Raw genomic sequence first — 18,511 nt, forward strand, 5'->3', positions numbered from 1 at the left:
ATTATTCTTCCTTGTTTATTTTGGTGGCAATTTAGCCGTTTCCGGCTTCAATTGCATCCTCAATAGTCCGCAGGCCCGGATATTTTGATGACACCAGCACTGCCATATTGCCAGGCTTATGCTCGTTATTCATCATTTTCGTATGCGCGCGGGGGATATCATCCCATGAGAAAACCTCGGACATACAAGGGTCAATCCGCCGCTCGACAACCAGATTATTTGCCTGCGAGGCCTGTTTCAGGTTAGCAAAATGGCTGCCCTGAATACGTTTCTGGCGCATCCAGACAAACCGCGCGTCCATGGTGAGGTTAAATCCGGTCGTACCGGCACAGAAGACCACCATACCGCCACGCTTCACCACATTACAGGAGACAGGGAAGGTCTGCTCACCCGGATGTTCAAAGACAAAATCAACATCGTTGCCTTTGCCGGTAATGTCCCAGATCGCCTTGCCGAATTCCCGGGTTTTCTTCATATACTCGCCGAAGCCTTCACCGTTCACCTTGGGAAGCTGGCCCCAGCAATCGAAGTCTTTTCTGTTCAATACGCCTTTCGCACCAAGCGACATCACGAAATCGCGTTTGCTTTCATCCGAAATCACCCCGATGGCATTCGCACCTGCGGCGGCGCATATCTGGATCGCCATGGACCCTAAGCCCCCGGACGCGCCCCAGATAAGAACATTATGACCCGGACGCAGGATATGTGGGCGATGACCGAACAGCATGCGATATGCCGTCGCCAATGTCAGAACATAACAAGCGCTCTCTTCCCAGGTCAGATGTTTTGGCCGGGGCATCAGCTGCCGGTCCTGAACCCGCGCAAATTGCGCGAAGGACCCGTCTGGTGTTTCATAGCCCCAGATGCGCTGGCTCGTCGAGAACATCGGATCGCCGCCGTTGCATTCTTCATCATCGCCATCGTCCTGGTTACAATGAACCACGACTTCATCGCCAATCTTGAACCGTTTTACCTTGTTGCCAACGGCGTAGACAACACCGGACGCATCAGAGCCCGCGATATGATATGGCTGTTTGTGAACATCAAATGGGGAAATAGGTTCGCCGAGCGCTGCCCAGACGCCATTGTAGTTGACACCGGCCGCCATAACGAGAACGAGGACATCATGACTGTCCAGTTCCGGCGTATCAACAACCTCAACCTGCATGGCGGATTCCGGTTCACCATGACGCTCACGCCGGATCGCCCAAGCATACATTTTGGAAGGAACATGGCCAAGCGGTGGAATTTCTCCAACCTCATACAGGTCCTTGATTTCACCTGCCGGCGTCTCGTTACCTGTGTCGGACTGCGCGGAAACTTGCGTATTTGACATCAAAAATATCCCTCGTATTTATTATCATGTCTTCTTTATAGGGCATCAGGTCTTTAGATTTTACAAATCCCCATTTCTCGACTTCATATATCGCATTGCATCAAAAAACGAAACAGAGACCTTTACTTTAGCCCGGTTTATGAGAAGATTACTGACCTTTGACCAGATAACAAGTTTTTTTTGCGCTGCAGCACAAAGTTATGTTATTACGTGTGACGATAAACACACGAAATAACCAATCTTATTAGGGTTCAAAAACGAAAGAAAATTATGGCAAACGACAAGCAGGAAGCCGCAAACTCCGGCGCTCCAAAAAAAGATCGTCCGTGGCTTTTCCGCACATATTCCGGCCACTCCTCCGCGCAGGCGTCAAATGAACTCTATAAGACCAACCTTGCGCGGGGTCAGACTGGCCTGTCCGTCGCCTTCGACCTGCCCACCCAGACAGGGTATGATTCGGATCATATTCTGGCGCGTGGCGAAGTCGGCAAGGTGGGCGTCCCGATCTGTCATCTCGGTGACATGCGGACCTTGTTCGATGAAATACCGCTTGAAAAAATGAATACCTCGATGACCATCAATGCAACCTCTGCCTGGTTGCTGGCGCTCTATGTCGCGGTCGCCGAGGAACAGGGCGCGGATGTCTCCGCCCTGCAGGGAACCGTGCAGAATGACATCATCAAAGAATATCTCTCGCGCGGGACCTATATTTTCCCACCTGCGCCCAGCATGCGACTGATAACCGATGTCGTCAGCTACACTTATCAGCATATGCCGAAATGGAATCCGACCAATGTCTGCTCCTATCATCTGCAGGAAGCAGGCGCGACGCCGGTTCAGGAACTCTCCTTCGCGCTCGCCACGGCAATCGCGGTCCTCGATGCCGTCAAGGAAGGCGGACAAATCAGCGCGGAGGATTTCCCCGCCGCGACAGGCCGGATCAGTTTCTTCGTGAATGCAGGTATCCGGTTCATCACCGAGATGTGCAAGATGCGCGCGTTCGTCGATCTGTGGGATGAAATCCTGCGGGATCGATACGGGGTTGAAGACGAAAAATTCAGACGGTTCCGATACGGTGTGCAGGTAAACTCCCTCGGCCTCACAGAACAGCAGCCGGAGAACAACGTCTACCGCATTCTGTTGGAAATGCTTGCGGTTGTCCTTTCCAAGAATGCCCGCGCCCGAGCAGTGCAGCTTCCGGCCTGGAATGAAGCGCTGGGCCTCCCTCGCCCATGGGATCAGCAGTGGTCTCTCCGTCTTCAACAGATCGTTGCCTATGAAACAGACCTACTGGAGTTTGGCGATATCTTTGAAGGGTCAGTCGAGATCGACCGCAAGGTGGAGGAGCTGAAAGCCGCCGCGCGTGAAGAGCTTCGCTTAATAGATGAAATGGGGGGCGCCGTCGCCGCTGTGGACACAGGCTATTTGAAGGAAAGCCTGGTCAATGCCAATACCGACAGGGTTCAATCGGTCATCGCAGGCGATTTACCGGTCATTGGCGTAAACAAGTTTACCGATTCCGCACCGTCACCGCTTACGCAGGAAGCGGACGGCGGCATCATGACGGTGGATGAAAAAGCGGAAGCCGAGCAGATTGAACGCCTGCAAGCCTGGCGGGCGGAACGGGATGATGGCAAAGTGCAAAAGGCTCTCGAAGAATTGTCAAAAGCTGCGAGGGAAGGTCAGAACATTATGCCACCCTCCATTGCGGCCGCAAAAGCGGGGGTCACGACAGGCGAATGGTCGGAAGCTCTGCGTCAGGTCTATGGCGAGTATCGTGCGCCCACCGGGGTGGGATCCGCCATCTCCAATGCGGAAAATGATATTCTGGAGCCGGCCCGGGAAAGGGTTGCCGCGGCAGCAGGAGCTCTCGGTCGACCGCTAAAGGTTCTCGTTGGCAAGCCGGGTCTGGATGGCCATTCGAACGGAGCGGAACAGATTGCCGTTGCCGCGCGCGACAGCGGTATGCAGGTCGTGTATGAAGGCATCCGCCTCACGCCGGAGCAGATCGTGAACGCGGCCCGCGCAGGCACCGTGGATCTGGTTGGCCTCTCGATCCTGTCTGGCTCTCACGTATCCCTCGCAACGGAAGTCTGTAAACAGCTGCGTGAAGCCGGGATTGGCGATGTCCCGGTTGTTGTGGGCGGGATTATCCCGCCGGAGGATGCGGAGAAGCTCACCAAAGCAGGAGTGAGCGCAATCTATACACCGAAGGACTTCGACATGGCGGGCATCATTATCGACATGGTCGATATGATCATGAAATACGAAGATGTTGCATAATCAAGCGGTTTAAAAAGATTCGCAAAACGGGCGGAAAATTAACCATAATCGACCATTTTCCGCACTTCTTCGGGCTGGTAACCATATTCGCGTAAAGATTTGATTGTTGCATCCTTGTCACGCTTTGACAGCCGACGGCCTTTCCCATCGGAGATCAAACCATGGTGAAAATAGGTCGGCGTGGGCAGGTCCAGCAGACCCTGCAGCAATCGGTGAATATGGGTTGACGGGAACAGGTCCTGCCCCCGGATAATATGGTTAACATCCTGAATTGCATCATCAAATGTTACAGCAAGATGATAGCTCGTCGGCGTCTCCTTGCGGGCCAGAACGATGTCCCCGAAAGGTTCCGGATTACACTGAATGTGACCCTTTCCGATTTCATGAAAACGCATCGTCTCAAGCTCTACGGCTGCAATAGCATTAACCATATTCAGCCGTAGCGCGTATGGTTCGTCTTGTTCAAATCGCCTTTGCCGTTCCACTTCCGGCATACCCCGGCAAATGCCCGGATATACAGGGCCTTCCGGGCCATGAGGTGCGGAATTACTGCGGGCAATTTCCGCCGCTATTTCTTTCCGGGTGCAAAAGCAGGGGTAAATCAGATCGCGGTCGCTGAGCTTCTCCAGCAAGGCTGAATAGTCATCCAGATGCTCGCTTTGGCGGCGCACGGGCGGGTCCCATTCCAGGCCCAGCCAGGACAGATCTTCATAGATAGCCGCCTCGAATTCCGGGCGGCATCTGGTCTGGTCTATGTCTTCCATCCGGAGAATGAAACGACCGCCACTTTCTCGCGCCGAACGCCAGGCGAGTGAGGCCGAATAAACATGTCCCAGATGAAGAAAACCGGTTGGGCTTGGCGCGAAACGCGTTATAGTTACCATATCGTTAACAAAAGGGTGGTCCGGAAAAAATATTCAATACGCCTAAAATTTTATCTGTTTTTCTTGTCAGTGGCCTGACCCGGCGCTAGCCTTTGTTAAGAATTTATTAATTATAAAAAATTTCTACGGGCGAGACAAATGTTTAAAAGATTTTTGATCGCACTCAATCTGTTAATGCTGGTAACGGCATGTGCGATTCCGATTACGCGAAGCCATGACGTTAGTGCTGCTCTTGACCGTTACGAAGTCGCCTATCGCGAAACCGTCAAGGATGACCCGTTGATGGCGCAGAACATAAATGTCATGGCAGATGTCTTGCAAACAGTGGATCAGCGGTATGTTGACGATGTGAACCCTGAAGATCTCATCGACAAAGCAATTGAGGGCCTGAAAGCCGCGCCGACGGGGGAAAACTGGGAAAGCGATCCGACGACCCGGGCATTGAACGCGATGCTGGCCTCAATGGATCGTTATACCAACTATATGGAACCGCAGAACTATTCCTCATATCGTGAAGGGCTGGAAGGGCATTTTGTCGGGTTGGGCATCCATATCCGGATGATCGACGGCAACCTGACTGTTCTGAATCTTCTACGCGGGTCAGGGGCGGAAGAAGCGGATGTCCGGGAAAAGGATATTATTACGCATGTAGACGGGGATCCAATTCACGGCCTGACGATGGCACAGGCACGGGCAAAATTACGTGGACCGGAGAATACCGTCGCCGCGCTCACCGTGCAGCGACAGAGCAGCCCACTGCCTATCCAGATCGACGTTACCCGCCGCGAGGTGGATGTCGCGGCGGTCACCCATCGTATCGATGGCAATGTCGGATATATCCGTATTTTCTCCTTTACCAAGAAGACGGGGCCGGGCGTTGTCGCCGCACTTGAGGAATTTGAAAGCACCTTGGGCTCCGGCCTGTGCGGCATTGTTCTGGATATGCGCAACAATCCTGGCGGTCTTGTATCCGAGGCAGAGGTTGTCGCGAGCGCGTTTCTGGATGGCGGAAATATCTATACGGTCAGAAATCGTGGACGGGAACTGATTGCACGCGAAGCGGATCGCGGAGATCAAACAAAAGGCGCTCCGATTGTCGTCATGCTCAACAGCAAGTCGGCATCGTCATCCGAAATTGTGGCGGGCGCGCTTAAATATCAGGCCCGGGCCAAACTCTTTGGCGAGAAAAGCTTTGGCAAAGGGCTGATGCAATCCCTGATGCCGCTTCGAAACGGCGGAGGGCTGCGTCTCACGACGGGGCGGTTTACAACCGGTGGCGGACCGACCTTCCACGATGTAGGCCTTGCGCCGGATATCCCCCACCTCATGGCGGAGGGAGAGAGTGATGAAGCACAGATTGCTCTTGCCGCGAAAAGCCTGAACTGTTCTTCCGGCCTGACAACGGCCTATGCAACGACACAATGACGGAAGATAAGGACCTCTCGGCCGCATTTGAGTTTTTATGCGACCGGGACCCGGACTTCAGCCATGCCATTTCCCTGATCCAGCCATTGCCTTCGCGCACACGTCCGGCCGGATTTGAACCTCTTGCTAAAATCATCGTCGAACAACAGGTCTCCCTGGCAAGTGCCGAAGCAATCTGGCGGCGGCTTACCGATGCGATCGTGCCTTTTACGCCATTGCAGATGGTAGAGTTTAGCGAGGAAGACCTGCGCGGTTTGGGCCTTAGTCGGCAAAAGGCACGTTATTGCCGGACCCTCGCCGAAGACATATTGGACGGTCGATTGACCCTCGACGGACTGCACAATCTAGACGACGAAGATGTCCTTGGCCAGTTGACGCAAGTCAAAGGGATCGGCCGTTGGACGGCGGAAATATACATGATGGCCTGCCTGGGCCGGACGGATATCTGGCCTGCCGGGGACGTCGCGCTGCAATCCGCCTTCGGTCACCTCAAGAAACTGCCGGTGCGCCCGGACATCGCCCAGATGGATGCCCTGGCCGAGCCTCTCCGGCCATACCGGACCATTGCTGCCCGCGTCTTATGGCGCTACTATGCCGACGTGGTCCAGGCGCCGACCCGCAAGAACATATCTGATTAAGCCACAGGACCAAACCAGACTTCGTTTGATTCCCGAGTTACCCGCGGTTCTCCTGACAACCGGACTTGGCGGCAAGACGCCTTCAATATGCGGTAGTTTCATATTTATTTCACACAAAATACTGTATTAGCGTTTGCATTTTTCAGAGGGACGCGCCAAACTTTCATGACAGCATCCAGTTTGGAGACCGATAGAGCCTTGCAAACATCAATGGAGAAATATCCGGCGCTGGTTTTAAACGCCGATTACAGGCCTCTCAGCTATTTTCCGCTGTCGCTGTGGTCCTGGCAGGATACGCTTAAATCAGTCTTTCTTGAGCGGGTGGACATTGTCTCGGAATATGACCGCATTGTCCGCTCCCCCAGCTTTGAGATGCGTTTGCCCAGCGTGATCAGCCTTAAACGCTACATCAAACAGAACAAACAGCCCGCTTTCACCCGGTTTAATCTCTTCCTGCGGGATGGATTCAGCTGTCAGTACTGCGGGTCGACCGAGGAACTCACCTTCGATCATGTACTGCCGCGCCGCCTCGGTGGCCAGACAAGCTGGAAGAACATCACAACGGCCTGCGCCCCGTGCAATATGAAAAAAGGGGGGCGGCTTCCGCGGGAAGTGAACATGTTCCCGGCAATCCGGCCCTATATACCCACCCCGCAGATGCTCAACAGGCAAGGCCGCGCCTTTCCGCCCAACTATCTTCACGAGAGTTGGCGCGACTATCTTTACTGGGATACGGAACTCGAAGAATAACGAAATTTCGGATACCGGACTTCTCGTGACTTGCGTTCCCCACGCTTCGACGGCTATATAGAATTCTGTTTGCAATCAATCCCTTTATCGCTGAAGAAGTGACGCACAATGAGTTATGGTCTTGGACTTTCGGAGAAAAAACAGGCGCGGCAACGACGCAACCGGTTTTTCAAATTCATCCTGTTTATTGCGTTGCTCGCCGGCGTCGGCGTCTACGGATATTACGAAGGCCAAGCCAATGCCGACCGACGTGTTGCCGACATCGAAGGGCAGGTCATTGTTTTGACAAGCGAGAACGACCGGCTGAACGATCAGGCCCGCGCGGCTCTCGACAAGCAGAGTGCTGCCCTCGCCGAAGCAAGGCAATGGCGCGACAAGTTCGAAAATGAAATCCCGAGCGGCCCAACCCGCGAAATTCTTGATCTGGTGCAAGAACGTCTTGCAGAAGGATTGGAGCCGGATCGTCTGTTATCATTGATTTCCCTGGCGCAAAACAGCCAGAATTGCGATGCCGCACCGGAAACCAAGCGGTTTATCGTCAATACACCGATTTTTTCCAGTCCTGGAAATTCTGTCAGTCTCGGCGATGGCACAATCACCGTCACCGGCAACGGACAATCCGTCGTCAATTCGGAAAACAAGGTAGAAGCATGGTATGACCCGGATCAACCGGTCGAGATTACCTTCACCCAGCTTGGGGGCCAGACGGAAAAACTGAGTGGCATTCTTCCGCTTCATAAAAGTGTCGTTTTCGGCTCAAACGAGTATCGCTTCAGCATACTCGCGGGCAAGCAAAGCTTCGCGACCATTTCCGCCACCCGCTGCGATTTTCCTTAAAAACAGAAGGTTTTGTCAGATACGGGACGACAACCAGATCGCCACTCTTGATCCAGCTTTCACGGCCGAGGTGAGTAGTTCATACCCCGGGGCTTCATTCGCGCCTTCTTCCCGGGCAATATCACGATGCTCTATCTCTTCCTCCCGGAAGTTAGAGATGGTTTTTTTCAATTCCGCCTCATCCTCACCCAGGGCCTCCAGCTGTTCCTGATAATGGGCATCGATGACCTCTTCCACAGCTTCGGTACAGGCCATGGCGGCCTCTTTTCCCAGCATCGCAGTGCCTGCACCCAGCGCATATCCGGCGACATGCCAGAGCGGGCCGAGAAGTGTCGGGCGAACACGCCGGGATGCCAGAAGCGCCTCAAACTTTTTCCGGTGAGCCTCTTCCTGCTCTTTCATATGTTTCAGGGTATCTGCCGCTTCGGTTTCTTTAAGAACCGCATACTGCCCTTCGTAGATCCTCACCGCGCCGAATTCGCCAGCATGATCAACGCGAATGGTCCGTTCAAGCCGTTCACGCGGGCTTAGGTCGCCAGGTTGACGACCGAATGCTGGCTTAGTGGTCTTGGAGCGCTTCTCTGTCATGACAGGTCCTTACTTGTTCTTGTAGGAACTTAGCGCAGCCATAAATGAAAAAACAGCCAGAATTGCGGCCGCGATAAAGTTGTACCCCGCCATCGATATCCCGAAAAGCGACCAGGCAACATCATCGCACCGAACAATCGGGGTCGACATGATCTTGGCTTTCAGATCTTGCAGGCTGTCTGCCTTGGCCGTATCCCCGACGCATTCCTGGCTTCCTTCCCACCAGCCCTGCTCAACCCCCACATGATAGCCTCCGATCCCTGCCGTCACTGCAAAGGCCAAGGCACAGAGCATTAGAAAGAACCCTGCTCCCATCCGCTTTCGCAAGGCAATTCCGATTATTGATACAACGATAACAGCGGCGTAGGGCCAGCGCTGATAAAGGCAAAGAACGCACGGCCAGAGATCAAATACATATTGTGCCGTAAAGGCAGTGCCAAGCGCGACAATTGCCGATAACAGGGTAATCCACAACGCATTCTTATCCAGAAATGTCAAAACTTCCCGACCTCCGCGCTAAGCCGATGTCTAAATCACATATTTGAGCAGTACAAAGCCGCCGATCAGCAATATGAAGAAGAGAAGGGTCAGCAACCCAAGATATTTCTCAATAAATACCTGTATCGGCGCCCCAAATTTCCAAAGAAGTCCGGCCACAAGGAAAAACCGCAAGCTGCGTGACAAGACGGAGGCAACAATGAACACTGCCAGATTAAGGTCTGTCACACCGCTCGCAATCGTAATGACTTTGTAAGGAAAAGGCGTCAGCCCGAAAAAGGCGACAATCCAGCCTCCCCACTCGTTATATGCCTCGGTGAAACTTGCGAATTTATCGGTATAGCCGTAGAAATCAATAATCGGCGCGCCGATCCAATCAAAAAAAAGAGCCCCGAGCATATAGCCGAAAAGACCCCCCAGAACCGATGTTATGCTGCAGAGGATAGCGAGTCGCCAAGCCTCTTTGCGATTAGCAAGAACCATGGGGATCAACAGAACATCGGGTGGAATGGGGAAAAAAGAACTTTCCACAAAGGAAACGCCCCCCAGAAACCACTTTGCTCGCGGTTTCGCCGCCAGCCCCATGGTGAAATCATATAAACGTCGCAGCATATAGCGGACCAGAACTTGTTTAATCACAAAAAAAGAGGTGAAAACTTTTTAGCCGCTTTTTCCCAACCCCACAATCTTTAATCAACAAATTGCCGTGAAACGACTTCCAATCAGAAGGTCTATTGACCCGGTCAAAATCATCGCTATAGTGCGATTTTTCCACGCAGGCCCCTGTGGCGGAATTGGTAGACGCGACAGATTCAAAATCTGTTGTCCTTAGGGCGTGCCTGTTCGAGTCAGGCCAGGGGCACCATCTGACCACCTCTCATTTGACAGATTTTCGCAGAAAATTATTAACGATATGCTAAGACCTGACCGGTAGGATTCCGGCAACTACGCTGGTTTATTGACTGTTGAGGTTACATAAAATGCCTGTCCTGATGATGTCGGCCGGTGGTCTGGTCCTTCTTGCAGCGATCTGGGATGTCTTTTCACGCCGGATACCGAACCTGCTTCCCCTGATCATTGCCGCACTCTATCTGCTGCAAGCCGGAATTGCCGGTGACTGGGCCACACTTCCCTGGCATTTGCTTTGCGGTGCCGGTGTTCTGATTGCCGGAATCGTCATTTTCTCGTTCGGCTGGCTTGGAGGTGGCGATGTGAAACTTCTTGCCGCGCTTGCCCTATGGGCCGGGCCGGATCAGCTTCTTCCGCTCCTGCTGATCACGTGCCTTGCCGGAGGTGCGCTGGCAATCATTTATGTCCTGCCAATCATCCTTTATAGGATACCCGCCGTGTCCGCGCTGATTGACTGGTTCTTCATCTCCATTTTGAAAAAGCCGGCGCTGCATTTACAGGCCGGTAAAACCCTCGGTCTGCAACTCCCTTATGGCGTCGCCATAGCCATTGCAGGCTTCGTTGTTTTCTATCAGTTCTTCAAGGTAATGTAGAGGCGAACACCCTATTTTTTCCTGTCCTTGGCGAGCAATCCTTCATCTGAGGTGGTAGCAGGCTTGAGAACGCTGCGGTCGCTTACCAGAGCCTCGGCGACCTTTTCGCATATTTCGTCAAGGGTGAACGGTTTTGAAATCACGTCATGTATCAGCATCTCGAGATTATAGGCCCGCTGCCGTTCTGCGGCATAGCCGGTCATCATCAGTATTCTGATATCCGGCAATTCCTTGGTGACTTTGAGGGCCAGCGCAATCCCGTCCATGACCGGCATGACAATATCGGTAAGAATCAGGTCAAACGTCCCGGAATTTTGTAATATCGTCAGCGCTTCCGCTCCATCCGCCACTGCAACGACTTCATGTCCGTGATGCGTCAACGCGCGGGTGATAAACTCCCGAAGGGCCACTTCATCTTCTGCAACTAGGATGCGTGCCATCTGAAATTCCGTTCAATGCTTGGTGATATGACCGATATAGGGAAGCTCCCGATAGTAATGCGCGAAATCAAGTCCATAACCAACGACGAACAAATCCGGGCAATCAAACCCGACGAAGTCCGCCTCGAAATCGGAAACCCGCTTTCCCTTTTTATCAAGCATCAGACAGGTTTTCACCGTTTCAGCGCCACGGGATAGCAACTCCTTTGTCGCAAAGGCCATGGTACGACCGGATTCCAGAATATCGTCAATCAGCAACACCTTGCGACCCTTTACCGTATCGACAATATCACGGGTGATAACCACATTTCCGCTGCTGATCGTTTTGTCCCCGTAGGAAGACAGCGCCATAAAGTCGATTTGCGGATTAACGCCCGCATGATGAAGCGCGCGAATGAGATCCGCCGCAAAGACAAAGCTGCCCTTCAGCACCGCGATGACGAGAATATCCGATCCCATGGTTGATGCAATTTCCTCCGCCAGCTCTTCATTGCGTTTGGCGATGTCTGCGCTTGCAAACAGAATTTCAATTTCGGGTTTGGCTTCTGCCATATTCTTCACATTCCCTATGGTCGGCAGATGAAATAATGCCGATCCAGTTGCATCTAATTTTCCAGATCAATCAAATCGACTTTGACATTCTTCGCCTCTTCGGGCGGCTGATTCATGCTGGTAGAGAACTCCACCTGCCCCCAGGGCATAACCTCAGGTTCTTCAACGGTCGTGGTCCAGCTGTAAACACTTTGACCCACCTCATCGATAAGCGCGACCTTGATTCTCGGCAGGGCCTGCGGGCTATCGGTAACATTCTTGATAATGCCGGAAACGGTCAGGGTCGTAACACCGTCCTTCAAAACGGATCTGGTTTTGAGATCATGTATTTCCAGACCGAGCGTATTCTGTGTTTCAACATCAATGCGCAAATACTGGTAATACTCCGCCGAGCCCGGCCAGACCTGCACCACGACATTCCGGGCAAAATACGCGCCGCAAACAAGCGCGAGCAATATAAGCAGGAGGAGCAGCCAAGCGAGCCAGCGTCGCTTTTTACCGCCATTTACCGGAGACGCCGTTCGAGATTGAGCCTTCGTCATCTGCTCAATGCTCATGCCGGATTGCGCTTGTCCCGTTTCCTCCAGTTTAACTTTTTCTGCTTCCAACGCGTCGGGAGCAACGGGTTTCGGTATGTCTTCGGGTTGAAATTCCCGCCATTTATGGCCACATTTGGCGCATTTTACCGCACGCCCCTCCGGGCCGATGGTAATCGGGTCAATCGAATAACGGGTTGAGCAACTCGGACAAGTTAAAATCATCGGCCAGAAACACCAGCTCACGAATTAAAAGTTTCTTTTTTATAGGCGTTTGCTTGGACATGCACAAGACTGGCTGATAAATCTATCATAGTTTATCTTTCGTCGCGTATTATTTAGGAGGACGGATTGGTCAGGTTTGAAAATGTCGGCATGCGCTATGGCCTCGGGCCGGAAGTATTGCGTGATATCAATTTTCACCTGCGTCCGGGATCCTTTCATTTCCTGACAGGCCCAACGGGAGCCGGGAAAAGTTCCCTGCTGAAGCTACTGGCTCTCTCCCATCGCCCGAGCCGGGGACTGATAACGCTTTTCAATAAGGAAGTCTCGAGCCTCGCCCGCGACGACCTCCCTGCCATGCGCCGGAAAATCGGTGTCGTTTTTCAGGATTTCCGTCTGCTCGATCATCTTTCCGCTCTTGAAAATGTCGCCTTACCGCTGAAAATTGCAGGTGCAAAAAATGCCCAGATTTATCAGCATGTCGCCGAATTACTGGAATGGGTCGGTCTCGGTCGGCAAGTCGATGCCAAACCGCCGACCCTCTCAGGCGGTGAAAAACAGCGCGTCGCAATTGCCCGCGCCGTCATAAACCGCCCCCAACTCCTGATCGCAGATGAACCGACCGGCAGTATGGATGCGGAAATGGGCCTTCGATTGATGTATCTGTTTCAGGAACTTAATAAGATCGGTACGACGGTCGTGGTGGCGACCCATGATCTTGAACTCATCAAGCGATTCGGCAATCCAGTTATGTATCTTAAGGACGGATTGCTTACGACCAGTGGCCCCGCGCAGGCGCCAGCACAATCCAGCAGGGCCGAAACATGATGCAGCTATTCGGAAAATCGGCTGAACTGCAGTTGGAAAAGGATGTCTCGACGCGATACCTCCCCGTTGTGATATCCGCCATGATCTTCCTCGCGGCTTTATCGATCGGCGGCCTTTTCTCTCTAAACAATGCCATTAATGACTGGTCAGAAACTCTTACCGGAAATCTGACGGTAGAAATCGCCTTTGATCCGACCGCGGATCTGGATCAGAAGGTTGAGGATGCCGTCGACCTTCTTACCAATACACCGGGAGTCGCGGCAGCCCGCGCCATTGAACGCGATGAAACCCTGAAACTGTTGGAACCGTTCCTTGGCAAGAATACGGCCCTTGGCGATCTGCCGGTTCCCCGGTTGATAGAAGTTATAATTGCGCAGGACAGCGCCATTGATCTTGCCGCGCTCAATGACAAGCTGTCCGAGTCGGTTCCCGGTGCCCGCCTTGACATACACCGCCCCTGGCTTGACAAGATGGTTCTCTTAGGACGCTCTATCCAGCTACTCGCTGCCGCCATCATGCTGCTGATCGGCGGCGTGACCGTGATTATTGTTATATTTGCGGTACGAACCGGCCTTATCATGCATTCAGAAGTTATTCAGGTTCTCCACCTGATCGGCGCCCGGGATAACTATATCGCGGAACAATTCCAGAATTATTTTTCCAGGCTCAGTTTTCTCGGCGCCCTGCCTGGCCTTATCGTCGCCATCATTGTCATGTTTGTTTTCAATTTTCTGGTCGGATCGCTTGAGGCCTCGATGTTACCGCCCTTGTCTGTCGGTATTGAAGGGATTGTTGCCTTGTTATTATTGCCCATTCTGGTCGCGCTGCTTACGAAATATACGGTGCGGCTGGTCGTCCTGAAATCGCTCGGCCGGATGATGTAGGATGCTGGTTTTGCTGGACAGAGACGGTGTGATTAATGAGGATCGGGCGGATTTCGTGAAATCTCCGGAGGAGTTGGTTTTCATTCCGAAATCCCTGGAAGCAATTGCGCGACTCAATGGCCATGGACACAAGCTGGTGCTTGTTACCAACCAGTCCTGTATCGGACGCGGTATCATCAATGAAGAACAACTTGCAGCGATTCATGGAAAATTGCGTGATATGCTGGCGAAAGTGTCAGGACGGCTAGACGAAATATTAATTGCGCCGGATGCGCCCTGGGAGGCGACAGAACGCCGCAAGCCCGGGCCGGGCATGCTGATAGAGGCCATGCGGAAATTCAACATGCGCTCCGCCGACACTATTTTAATCGGCGATAGCGAACGCGATATCGAGGCGGCCAAGTCCGCAGACTGCCATCGCATCCTTGTTCAGACAGGGAAAGGGGGGAAAACTCTGGCAGCAGGCCTGAAACGCCATCTGATGCCGGTTCATGTCGCAACCGACCTGGATCAGGCGGCGGACTTCATACTTGAAGGGAGGTTCTAGACCATGCCCTTCGGGATAAAAGGCATTTTCACGACCCTGTTCTTGTTACTTTGCCTGTGGATGGGTGCCTTCTTGACTTTCATGACGGATGTGAATGATGACGCACCCACACCATCACAAAAAGTCAGCGGAATAGTCATACTGACGGGAACACCGGCACGACTGACCGCCGGGTTTGACCTGCTTAAGGACAATGAAGGGGCGCGACTGCTGGTGTCCGGTGTAAATTCCAAAGTGACACGCGAAAACCTGCGGCAAGCGACAGGACAGAGCCAAGAGCTTATGAATTGCTGCGTTGATCTGGGGCGGCTCGCCCGTAACACGGTCGGCAATGCCTATGAAACATCGCTATGGGCGAAATCCAACAATTTCAACAGCCTGGCGATTGTCACCAGCGCCTATCACATGCCGCGCAGTCTGGTTGAGTTGAAACGGCAGATGCCGGGCGTCAAACTTATTGCGTATCCGGTGGCAAGTGATACGCTCGAACTATCCGGCTGGTGGAAAAATCCGCGAGCCTTTATGGTGGTTGCCGGTGAGTTTAACAAATATGTTTTCAGTCTTGTCCGGGCCCGACTCGAATAACCTCTGCCGAAAGAGAGTTTTGTGACACAACTGCGTTCCCTTGGCTTTTTCATTTGCTTTTTTGCCTGGTCGGTCATCATGAATCTGGCCTTCCTGCCGGCGCTCCCATTTGACCGGAAATGGATTGTCCTTGGCCAGCGCATTTGGGCAAACGGAATCGTCTTTCTGCTGCAGAATATCTGCGGCCTTAGACTGGAAATCCGGGGAAAAGAATATTTATCCAAAGGAGCCGCAATCGTCGCCGCAAAGCATCAGTCGGCTTTCGAGACCATGGTCTTTCACCGGATTACGGACGACCCGGCGATTATCCTCAAGAAAGAACTCCTCAATATCCCGGTTTATGGATGGTACTGCCGCAAAACGAAAATGATTGCGGTGGACCGTAAGGGTCATGCGGCGGCGTTAAAATCAATGCTGGCACAAGCCCAGCAAGCGATTGAGGACGAACGACCGATTATCATTTTTCCCGAAGGCACACGGTCACCTTTGGATGAGGATCTTCCGTTTCAGCCCGGTATCGCCGCCCTGTATACGAAATTGCAGCAGCCTGTCACCCCGGTTGCTCTGAACACCGGGCTTTTCTGGCCACGGAAAAGCTTTTTCTGCCGCCCCGGTGTAATGGTCATCGAATTTCTTCCGCCCATCGAAGCGGGGCTTGACCGCAAAGTCTTTATGAAAGAGCTGAAGGAGCGCATAGAGACAAAAACCCAGGCCCTCGTTGCCGAAGGGCGGGAGAATTATCTCTCCTAAGGCCTGTCTTCCACTTTAGATTTTGCGCATCGTTCCTTTCGGACTATATTTATAGATAGTCTGAATTTACAGGATACGAGGTGCCTCATGCCACCCGTTGCCCCCATTTCGCAGCAGATCTGGAATATGAAATACCGGCACAGATCCGCCGATGACAATAACAAGGAACGCTCAATCGAAGATAGCTGGCGGCGTGTCGCCAAAGCCATGGCCGAGGTTGAGCCCGCTGAAACTCGCGACAAGTGGGAAGAGCGCTTTTATGCCCTCCTTGAGGATTATAAATTCCTTCCGGCAGGCCGCATTTTATCCGGCGCAGGAACGAAGCGGAAGGTCACCCTGTTTAACTGTTTCGTCATGGGCGATATTGGCGATGATATGTCGTCCATCTTCGATAACCTGAAGGAAGCGGCCCTGACCATGCAGCAGGGCGGCGGCATTGGTTACAACTTCTCAACCCTGAGGCCGAAGGGTGCGCCCGTCCGTGCTTTGGGATCGGACGCCTCCGGCCCGCTCAGTTTTATGGATGTCTGGGACAGCATGTGCCGCACGATCATGAGCGCAGGCTCCCGCCGCGGCGCCATGATGGCAACGATGCGCTGCGACCATCCGGATATTCTGGATTTCATCAAGGCAAAACAGGACCCCGGCCGGCTCCGGATGTTCAATCTCTCGGTACTGGTAACGGATGCGTTTATGGAGGCGGTCAAGAAGGATGACGCGTGGGAGCTCCGGTTTGACGGAACCTTGTACAAAACGCTTCAGGCCCGAGATCTGTGGAATGAGATCATGCGCGCGACCTACGCCTTTGCGGAGCCGGGCGTCATCTTTATCGACCGGATCAACGCCCGGAACAATTTATATTATTGCGAAACCATAACCGGCACCAACCCGTGCGGGGAACAGCCGCTGCCTCCCTATGGCGCCTGCCTTCTGGGGTCGGTGAACCTGACGAAAATGGTGGCGGATCCGTTCGAGAAGAAAGCCGCTGTCGATCTGGACAAACTCGATGATGTGGTGAGAGACGCCATCCGGTTGATGGATAATGTGATTGATGTTTCGGGTTATCCCCTGCCCGAGCAGGCGAATGAAGCGCGGACGAAACGGCGGATCGGCCTTGGAATTACCGGGCTTGCCGACGCGCTAATCATGTGCGGCGTTCGTTACGGATCAGAAAAGGCGCTTGATCTCACCCGCAAGTGGATGGCCCAGATTCAGCGCTCCGCCTATCTTGCCTCCACCGAACTTGCGAAGGAAAAGGGGGCGTTTCCGCTTTATGACAAGGAAAAATATCTTGCTGGTGAAACGATCCGGAAACTAGATAAGGATGTGCAGAAGGCCATCGCGGAAAATGGAATACGCAACGCCCTTATCACATCCGTCGCACCGACAGGAACCATTTCATTGCTCGCCGATAATGTCTCGAGCGGGATCGAACCGGTTTTCAGCTTTTCATACACCCGCAATGTCCTGATGCCCGATGACAGCCGCAGGACGGAAGAAGTAACCGATTATGCGCTTCGGCTTTTCCGGCGCCTGAAAGGCGAAGATGCCCCGCTGCCCGACTACTTCGTGGATGCACAGGTTTTAACACCGCCGGACCATGTGCGTATGCAGGCGGCCGTGCAGGACTATATCGACAGCTCCATTTCCAAAACCATCAATTGTCCTGAAGACATCAGCTTCGAAAATTTCAAGGATATTTACCTTCAGGCTTATGAACAGGGCTGCAAGGGCTGCACTACCTATCGGCCCAACGATGTTACCGGAGCTGTCCTTGAAGTGAAGAAGCAGAATGAAACCAGCGGTCAGCCCGATCTGCCGCTTCAGGAACCTTTCTCCACCCCCGATGATAATTTCGAGGCCGGCGGCATTGTGTATATGACCAAGCCGCTGGATCGCCCCGGAACACTGCCGGGTCAGACCTATAAACTGCGCTGGCCGGAGAGCAATCACGCCATATATATAACACTGAATGATATTATCCAGGACGGACGGCGGCGTCCGTTCGAGATTTTCATCAACTCCAAGAATGTCGAGCATTTTGCCTGGACCGTTGCCCTCACCCGGATGATCTCCGCGGTTTTCCGCCGAGGCGGTGATGTCAGTTTTGTCGTCGGTGAGCTGAAAGCCGTTTTCGATCCACGCGGCGGCGCCTGGGTTAAGGGAAAATATGTTCCCTCTCTTCTGGCGGCCATTGGCGAGGTTATCGAAACCCATATGATCCAGATTGGTTTCCTGCCTCCCGCCGGGGAGAGCAAAGACAAGGCAAGCGAGGCTGTCTCAAAAGTCATGGTGGGCGGGGAAAGCAAACCGAAAGAGGGTCTCTTGCGTCAATGCCCGCAATGCGGAGAGGCCGGCTTGCTCAAAATCGAAGGCTGCGATACCTGCACCACATGCGGTTATTCCAAATGCAGCTAATAGCGGAC

20 protein-coding genes and 1 tRNA gene are annotated in these 18,511 nt (G+C 53.1%); 13 read left to right on the plus strand and 8 right to left on the minus strand.

The window, feature by feature from the left end; genetic code table 11:
• Nucleotides 1-31: 31 nt before the first annotated feature.
• Nucleotides 32-1,336: a crotonyl-CoA carboxylase/reductase gene (ccrA, locus tag AAC599_RS00370; RefSeq protein ID WP_340148420.1), complete on the minus strand. Its 1,305-nt coding sequence runs from the start codon at nucleotides 1,334-1,336 to the stop codon at nucleotides 32-34.
• Nucleotides 1,337-1,606: 270 nt separating this feature from the next.
• Here ccrA and AAC599_RS00375 point away from each other — a divergent pair, with 270 nt between their 5' ends.
• Nucleotides 1,607-3,619 carry a protein meaA gene (locus AAC599_RS00375; RefSeq protein WP_340148421.1) on the plus strand — a complete coding sequence of 671 codons (2,013 nt, stop codon included), beginning with the start codon at nucleotides 1,607-1,609 and terminating at the stop codon, nucleotides 3,617-3,619.
• Nucleotides 3,620-3,657: 38 nt separating this feature from the next.
• Here the strand turns inward: AAC599_RS00375 and gluQRS are convergent, their stop codons facing one another.
• On the minus strand, nucleotides 3,658-4,503 hold the full coding sequence (gene gluQRS, locus AAC599_RS00380; protein WP_340148422.1) for a tRNA glutamyl-Q(34) synthetase GluQRS: 846 nt from the start codon (nucleotides 4,501-4,503) through the stop codon (nucleotides 3,658-3,660).
• Between the two features lie 138 nt (nucleotides 4,504-4,641).
• Here gluQRS and AAC599_RS00385 point away from each other — a divergent pair, with 138 nt between their 5' ends.
• The 4 genes from AAC599_RS00385 (at nucleotide 4,642) to AAC599_RS00400 (ending at nucleotide 8,153) form a co-directional block, all read left to right on the plus strand.
• Nucleotides 4,642-5,928 (plus strand): S41 family peptidase, encoded by a 1,287-nt coding sequence (locus AAC599_RS00385; protein ID WP_340148423.1) that lies wholly within the window; start codon nucleotides 4,642-4,644, stop codon nucleotides 5,926-5,928.
• The gene (locus AAC599_RS00390; RefSeq protein WP_340148424.1) at nucleotides 5,925-6,566 is read left to right on the plus strand and encodes a DNA-3-methyladenine glycosylase; all 642 of its coding nucleotides are present in this window, start codon (nucleotides 5,925-5,927) and stop codon (nucleotides 6,564-6,566) included. The genes AAC599_RS00385 and AAC599_RS00390 overlap by 4 nt, the downstream gene beginning before the upstream one ends.
• A 165-nt stretch (nucleotides 6,567-6,731) precedes the next feature.
• Nucleotides 6,732-7,316, plus strand: a complete 585-nt coding sequence (locus AAC599_RS00395) for an HNH endonuclease (protein ID WP_340148425.1) — start codon at nucleotides 6,732-6,734, stop codon at nucleotides 7,314-7,316.
• Nucleotides 7,317-7,424: 108 nt separating this feature from the next.
• A complete protein-coding gene (locus AAC599_RS00400) occupies nucleotides 7,425-8,153 on the plus strand; it encodes a hypothetical protein (RefSeq protein ID WP_340148426.1) in 729 nt (242 codons plus the stop codon).
• 15 nt (nucleotides 8,154-8,168) lie between these two features.
• Here AAC599_RS00400 and AAC599_RS00405 read toward each other — a convergent pair whose 3' ends face one another.
• From AAC599_RS00405 to AAC599_RS00415, 3 genes are read right to left on the minus strand one after another with little or no spacing between them, the layout of a single operon-like run.
• Entirely contained in the window at nucleotides 8,169-8,741 is a 573-nt protein-coding gene (locus AAC599_RS00405) for a demethoxyubiquinone hydroxylase family protein (RefSeq protein WP_340148427.1), read from the minus strand.
• Nucleotides 8,742-8,750: 9 nt separating this feature from the next.
• Entirely contained in the window at nucleotides 8,751-9,239 is a 489-nt protein-coding gene (locus AAC599_RS00410) for a disulfide bond formation protein B (RefSeq protein WP_340148428.1), read from the minus strand.
• A gap of 30 nt (nucleotides 9,240-9,269) precedes the next feature.
• Complete coding sequence (locus AAC599_RS00415) at nucleotides 9,270-9,851, minus strand: YqaA family protein (RefSeq protein WP_340148429.1); 582 nt, start codon at nucleotides 9,849-9,851, stop codon at nucleotides 9,270-9,272.
• Nucleotides 9,852-10,018: 167 nt separating this feature from the next.
• Here AAC599_RS00415 and AAC599_RS00420 point away from each other — a divergent pair.
• Nucleotides 10,019-10,104 (plus strand) — tRNA-Leu (locus tag AAC599_RS00420).
• A 115-nt stretch (nucleotides 10,105-10,219) separates the two neighbouring features.
• Entirely contained in the window at nucleotides 10,220-10,741 is a 522-nt protein-coding gene (locus AAC599_RS00425; protein WP_340148430.1) for a prepilin peptidase, read from the plus strand.
• 11 nt (nucleotides 10,742-10,752) lie between these two features.
• On the opposite strand, the gene AAC599_RS00430 is transcribed toward AAC599_RS00425, so the two are convergent.
• The 3 genes from AAC599_RS00430 to AAC599_RS00440 are packed head-to-tail and all read right to left on the minus strand — an operon-like array spanning nucleotide 10,753 to nucleotide 12,494.
• Nucleotides 10,753-11,181: a response regulator gene (locus AAC599_RS00430; RefSeq protein ID WP_340148431.1), complete on the minus strand. Its 429-nt coding sequence runs from the start codon at nucleotides 11,179-11,181 to the stop codon at nucleotides 10,753-10,755.
• Between the two features lie 12 nt (nucleotides 11,182-11,193).
• Nucleotides 11,194-11,733: a hypoxanthine phosphoribosyltransferase gene (gene hpt / locus AAC599_RS00435; protein WP_340148432.1), complete on the minus strand. Its 540-nt coding sequence runs from the start codon at nucleotides 11,731-11,733 to the stop codon at nucleotides 11,194-11,196.
• Between the two features lie 53 nt (nucleotides 11,734-11,786).
• A complete protein-coding gene (locus AAC599_RS00440; protein ID WP_340148433.1) occupies nucleotides 11,787-12,494 on the minus strand; it encodes a DUF3426 domain-containing protein in 708 nt (235 codons plus the stop codon).
• 126 nt (nucleotides 12,495-12,620) lie between these two features.
• On the opposite strand from AAC599_RS00440, the gene ftsE reads away from it, so the two are divergent.
• The 6 genes from ftsE (at nucleotide 12,621) to AAC599_RS00470 (ending at nucleotide 18,503) form a co-directional block, all read left to right on the plus strand.
• Nucleotides 12,621-13,319 carry a cell division ATP-binding protein FtsE gene (ftsE, locus tag AAC599_RS00445; protein WP_340148434.1) on the plus strand — a complete coding sequence of 233 codons (699 nt, stop codon included), beginning with the start codon at nucleotides 12,621-12,623 and terminating at the stop codon, nucleotides 13,317-13,319.
• Nucleotides 13,316-14,203 (plus strand): hypothetical protein, encoded by an 888-nt coding sequence (locus AAC599_RS00450; protein WP_340148435.1) that lies wholly within the window; start codon nucleotides 13,316-13,318, stop codon nucleotides 14,201-14,203. The genes ftsE and AAC599_RS00450 overlap by 4 nt, the downstream gene beginning before the upstream one ends.
• A gap of 1 nt (nucleotide 14,204) precedes the next feature.
• Nucleotides 14,205-14,750 (plus strand): HAD-IIIA family hydrolase, encoded by a 546-nt coding sequence (locus AAC599_RS00455; RefSeq protein ID WP_340148436.1) that lies wholly within the window; start codon nucleotides 14,205-14,207, stop codon nucleotides 14,748-14,750.
• A gap of 3 nt (nucleotides 14,751-14,753) precedes the next feature.
• Nucleotides 14,754-15,335: a YdcF family protein gene (locus AAC599_RS00460; RefSeq protein WP_340148437.1), complete on the plus strand. Its 582-nt coding sequence runs from the start codon at nucleotides 14,754-14,756 to the stop codon at nucleotides 15,333-15,335.
• A gap of 21 nt (nucleotides 15,336-15,356) precedes the next feature.
• Nucleotides 15,357-16,085, plus strand: coding sequence for a lysophospholipid acyltransferase family protein (locus AAC599_RS00465; RefSeq protein WP_340148438.1), 729 nt, complete (start codon nucleotides 15,357-15,359; stop codon nucleotides 16,083-16,085).
• A gap of 87 nt (nucleotides 16,086-16,172) precedes the next feature.
• On the plus strand, nucleotides 16,173-18,503 hold the full coding sequence (locus tag AAC599_RS00470) for an adenosylcobalamin-dependent ribonucleoside-diphosphate reductase (RefSeq protein ID WP_340148439.1): 2,331 nt from the start codon (nucleotides 16,173-16,175) through the stop codon (nucleotides 18,501-18,503).
• Nucleotides 18,504-18,511 lie beyond the last annotated feature (8 nt).

Source organism: uncultured Sneathiella sp. (genome assembly GCF_963976355.1).
Taxonomy (GTDB): domain Bacteria; phylum Pseudomonadota; class Alphaproteobacteria; order Sneathiellales; family Sneathiellaceae; genus Sneathiella.

What these genes read in the sequence shown, in the direction of transcription:
- AAC599_RS00385 (WP_340148423.1), top strand. Translation starts at nt 4,642, where the DNA reads ATGTTTAAAAGATTTTTGATCGCACTCAATCTGTTAATGCTGGTAACG.
- AAC599_RS00425 (WP_340148430.1), top strand. Translation starts at nt 10,220, where the DNA reads ATGCCTGTCCTGATGATGTCGGCCGGTGGTCTGGTCCTTCTTGCAGCG.
- AAC599_RS00375 (WP_340148421.1), top strand. Translation starts at nt 1,607, where the DNA reads ATGGCAAACGACAAGCAGGAAGCCGCAAACTCCGGCGCTCCAAAAAAA.
- hpt (WP_340148432.1), bottom strand. Translation starts at nt 11,733, where the DNA reads ATGGCAGAAGCCAAACCCGAAATTGAAATTCTGTTTGCAAGCGCAGAC.
- AAC599_RS00405 (WP_340148427.1), bottom strand. Translation starts at nt 8,741, where the DNA reads ATGACAGAGAAGCGCTCCAAGACCACTAAGCCAGCATTCGGTCGTCAA.
- AAC599_RS00415 (WP_340148429.1), bottom strand. Translation starts at nt 9,851, where the DNA reads ATGCTGCGACGTTTATATGATTTCACCATGGGGCTGGCGGCGAAACCG.
- AAC599_RS00430 (WP_340148431.1), bottom strand. Translation starts at nt 11,181, where the DNA reads ATGGCACGCATCCTAGTTGCAGAAGATGAAGTGGCCCTTCGGGAGTTT.
- AAC599_RS00400 (WP_340148426.1), top strand. Translation starts at nt 7,425, where the DNA reads ATGAGTTATGGTCTTGGACTTTCGGAGAAAAAACAGGCGCGGCAACGA.
- AAC599_RS00455 (WP_340148436.1), top strand. Translation starts at nt 14,205, where the DNA reads ATGCTGGTTTTGCTGGACAGAGACGGTGTGATTAATGAGGATCGGGCG.
- AAC599_RS00460 (WP_340148437.1), top strand. Translation starts at nt 14,754, where the DNA reads ATGCCCTTCGGGATAAAAGGCATTTTCACGACCCTGTTCTTGTTACTT.
- AAC599_RS00470 (WP_340148439.1), top strand. Translation starts at nt 16,173, where the DNA reads ATGCCACCCGTTGCCCCCATTTCGCAGCAGATCTGGAATATGAAATAC.
- ccrA (WP_340148420.1), bottom strand. Translation starts at nt 1,336, where the DNA reads ATGTCAAATACGCAAGTTTCCGCGCAGTCCGACACAGGTAACGAGACG.
- AAC599_RS00450 (WP_340148435.1), top strand. Translation starts at nt 13,316, where the DNA reads ATGATGCAGCTATTCGGAAAATCGGCTGAACTGCAGTTGGAAAAGGAT.
- AAC599_RS00395 (WP_340148425.1), top strand. Translation starts at nt 6,732, where the DNA reads ATGACAGCATCCAGTTTGGAGACCGATAGAGCCTTGCAAACATCAATG.
- AAC599_RS00440 (WP_340148433.1), bottom strand. Translation starts at nt 12,494, where the DNA reads ATGATTTTAACTTGTCCGAGTTGCTCAACCCGTTATTCGATTGACCCG.
- AAC599_RS00390 (WP_340148424.1), top strand. Translation starts at nt 5,925, where the DNA reads ATGACGGAAGATAAGGACCTCTCGGCCGCATTTGAGTTTTTATGCGAC.
- gluQRS (WP_340148422.1), bottom strand. Translation starts at nt 4,503, where the DNA reads ATGGTAACTATAACGCGTTTCGCGCCAAGCCCAACCGGTTTTCTTCAT.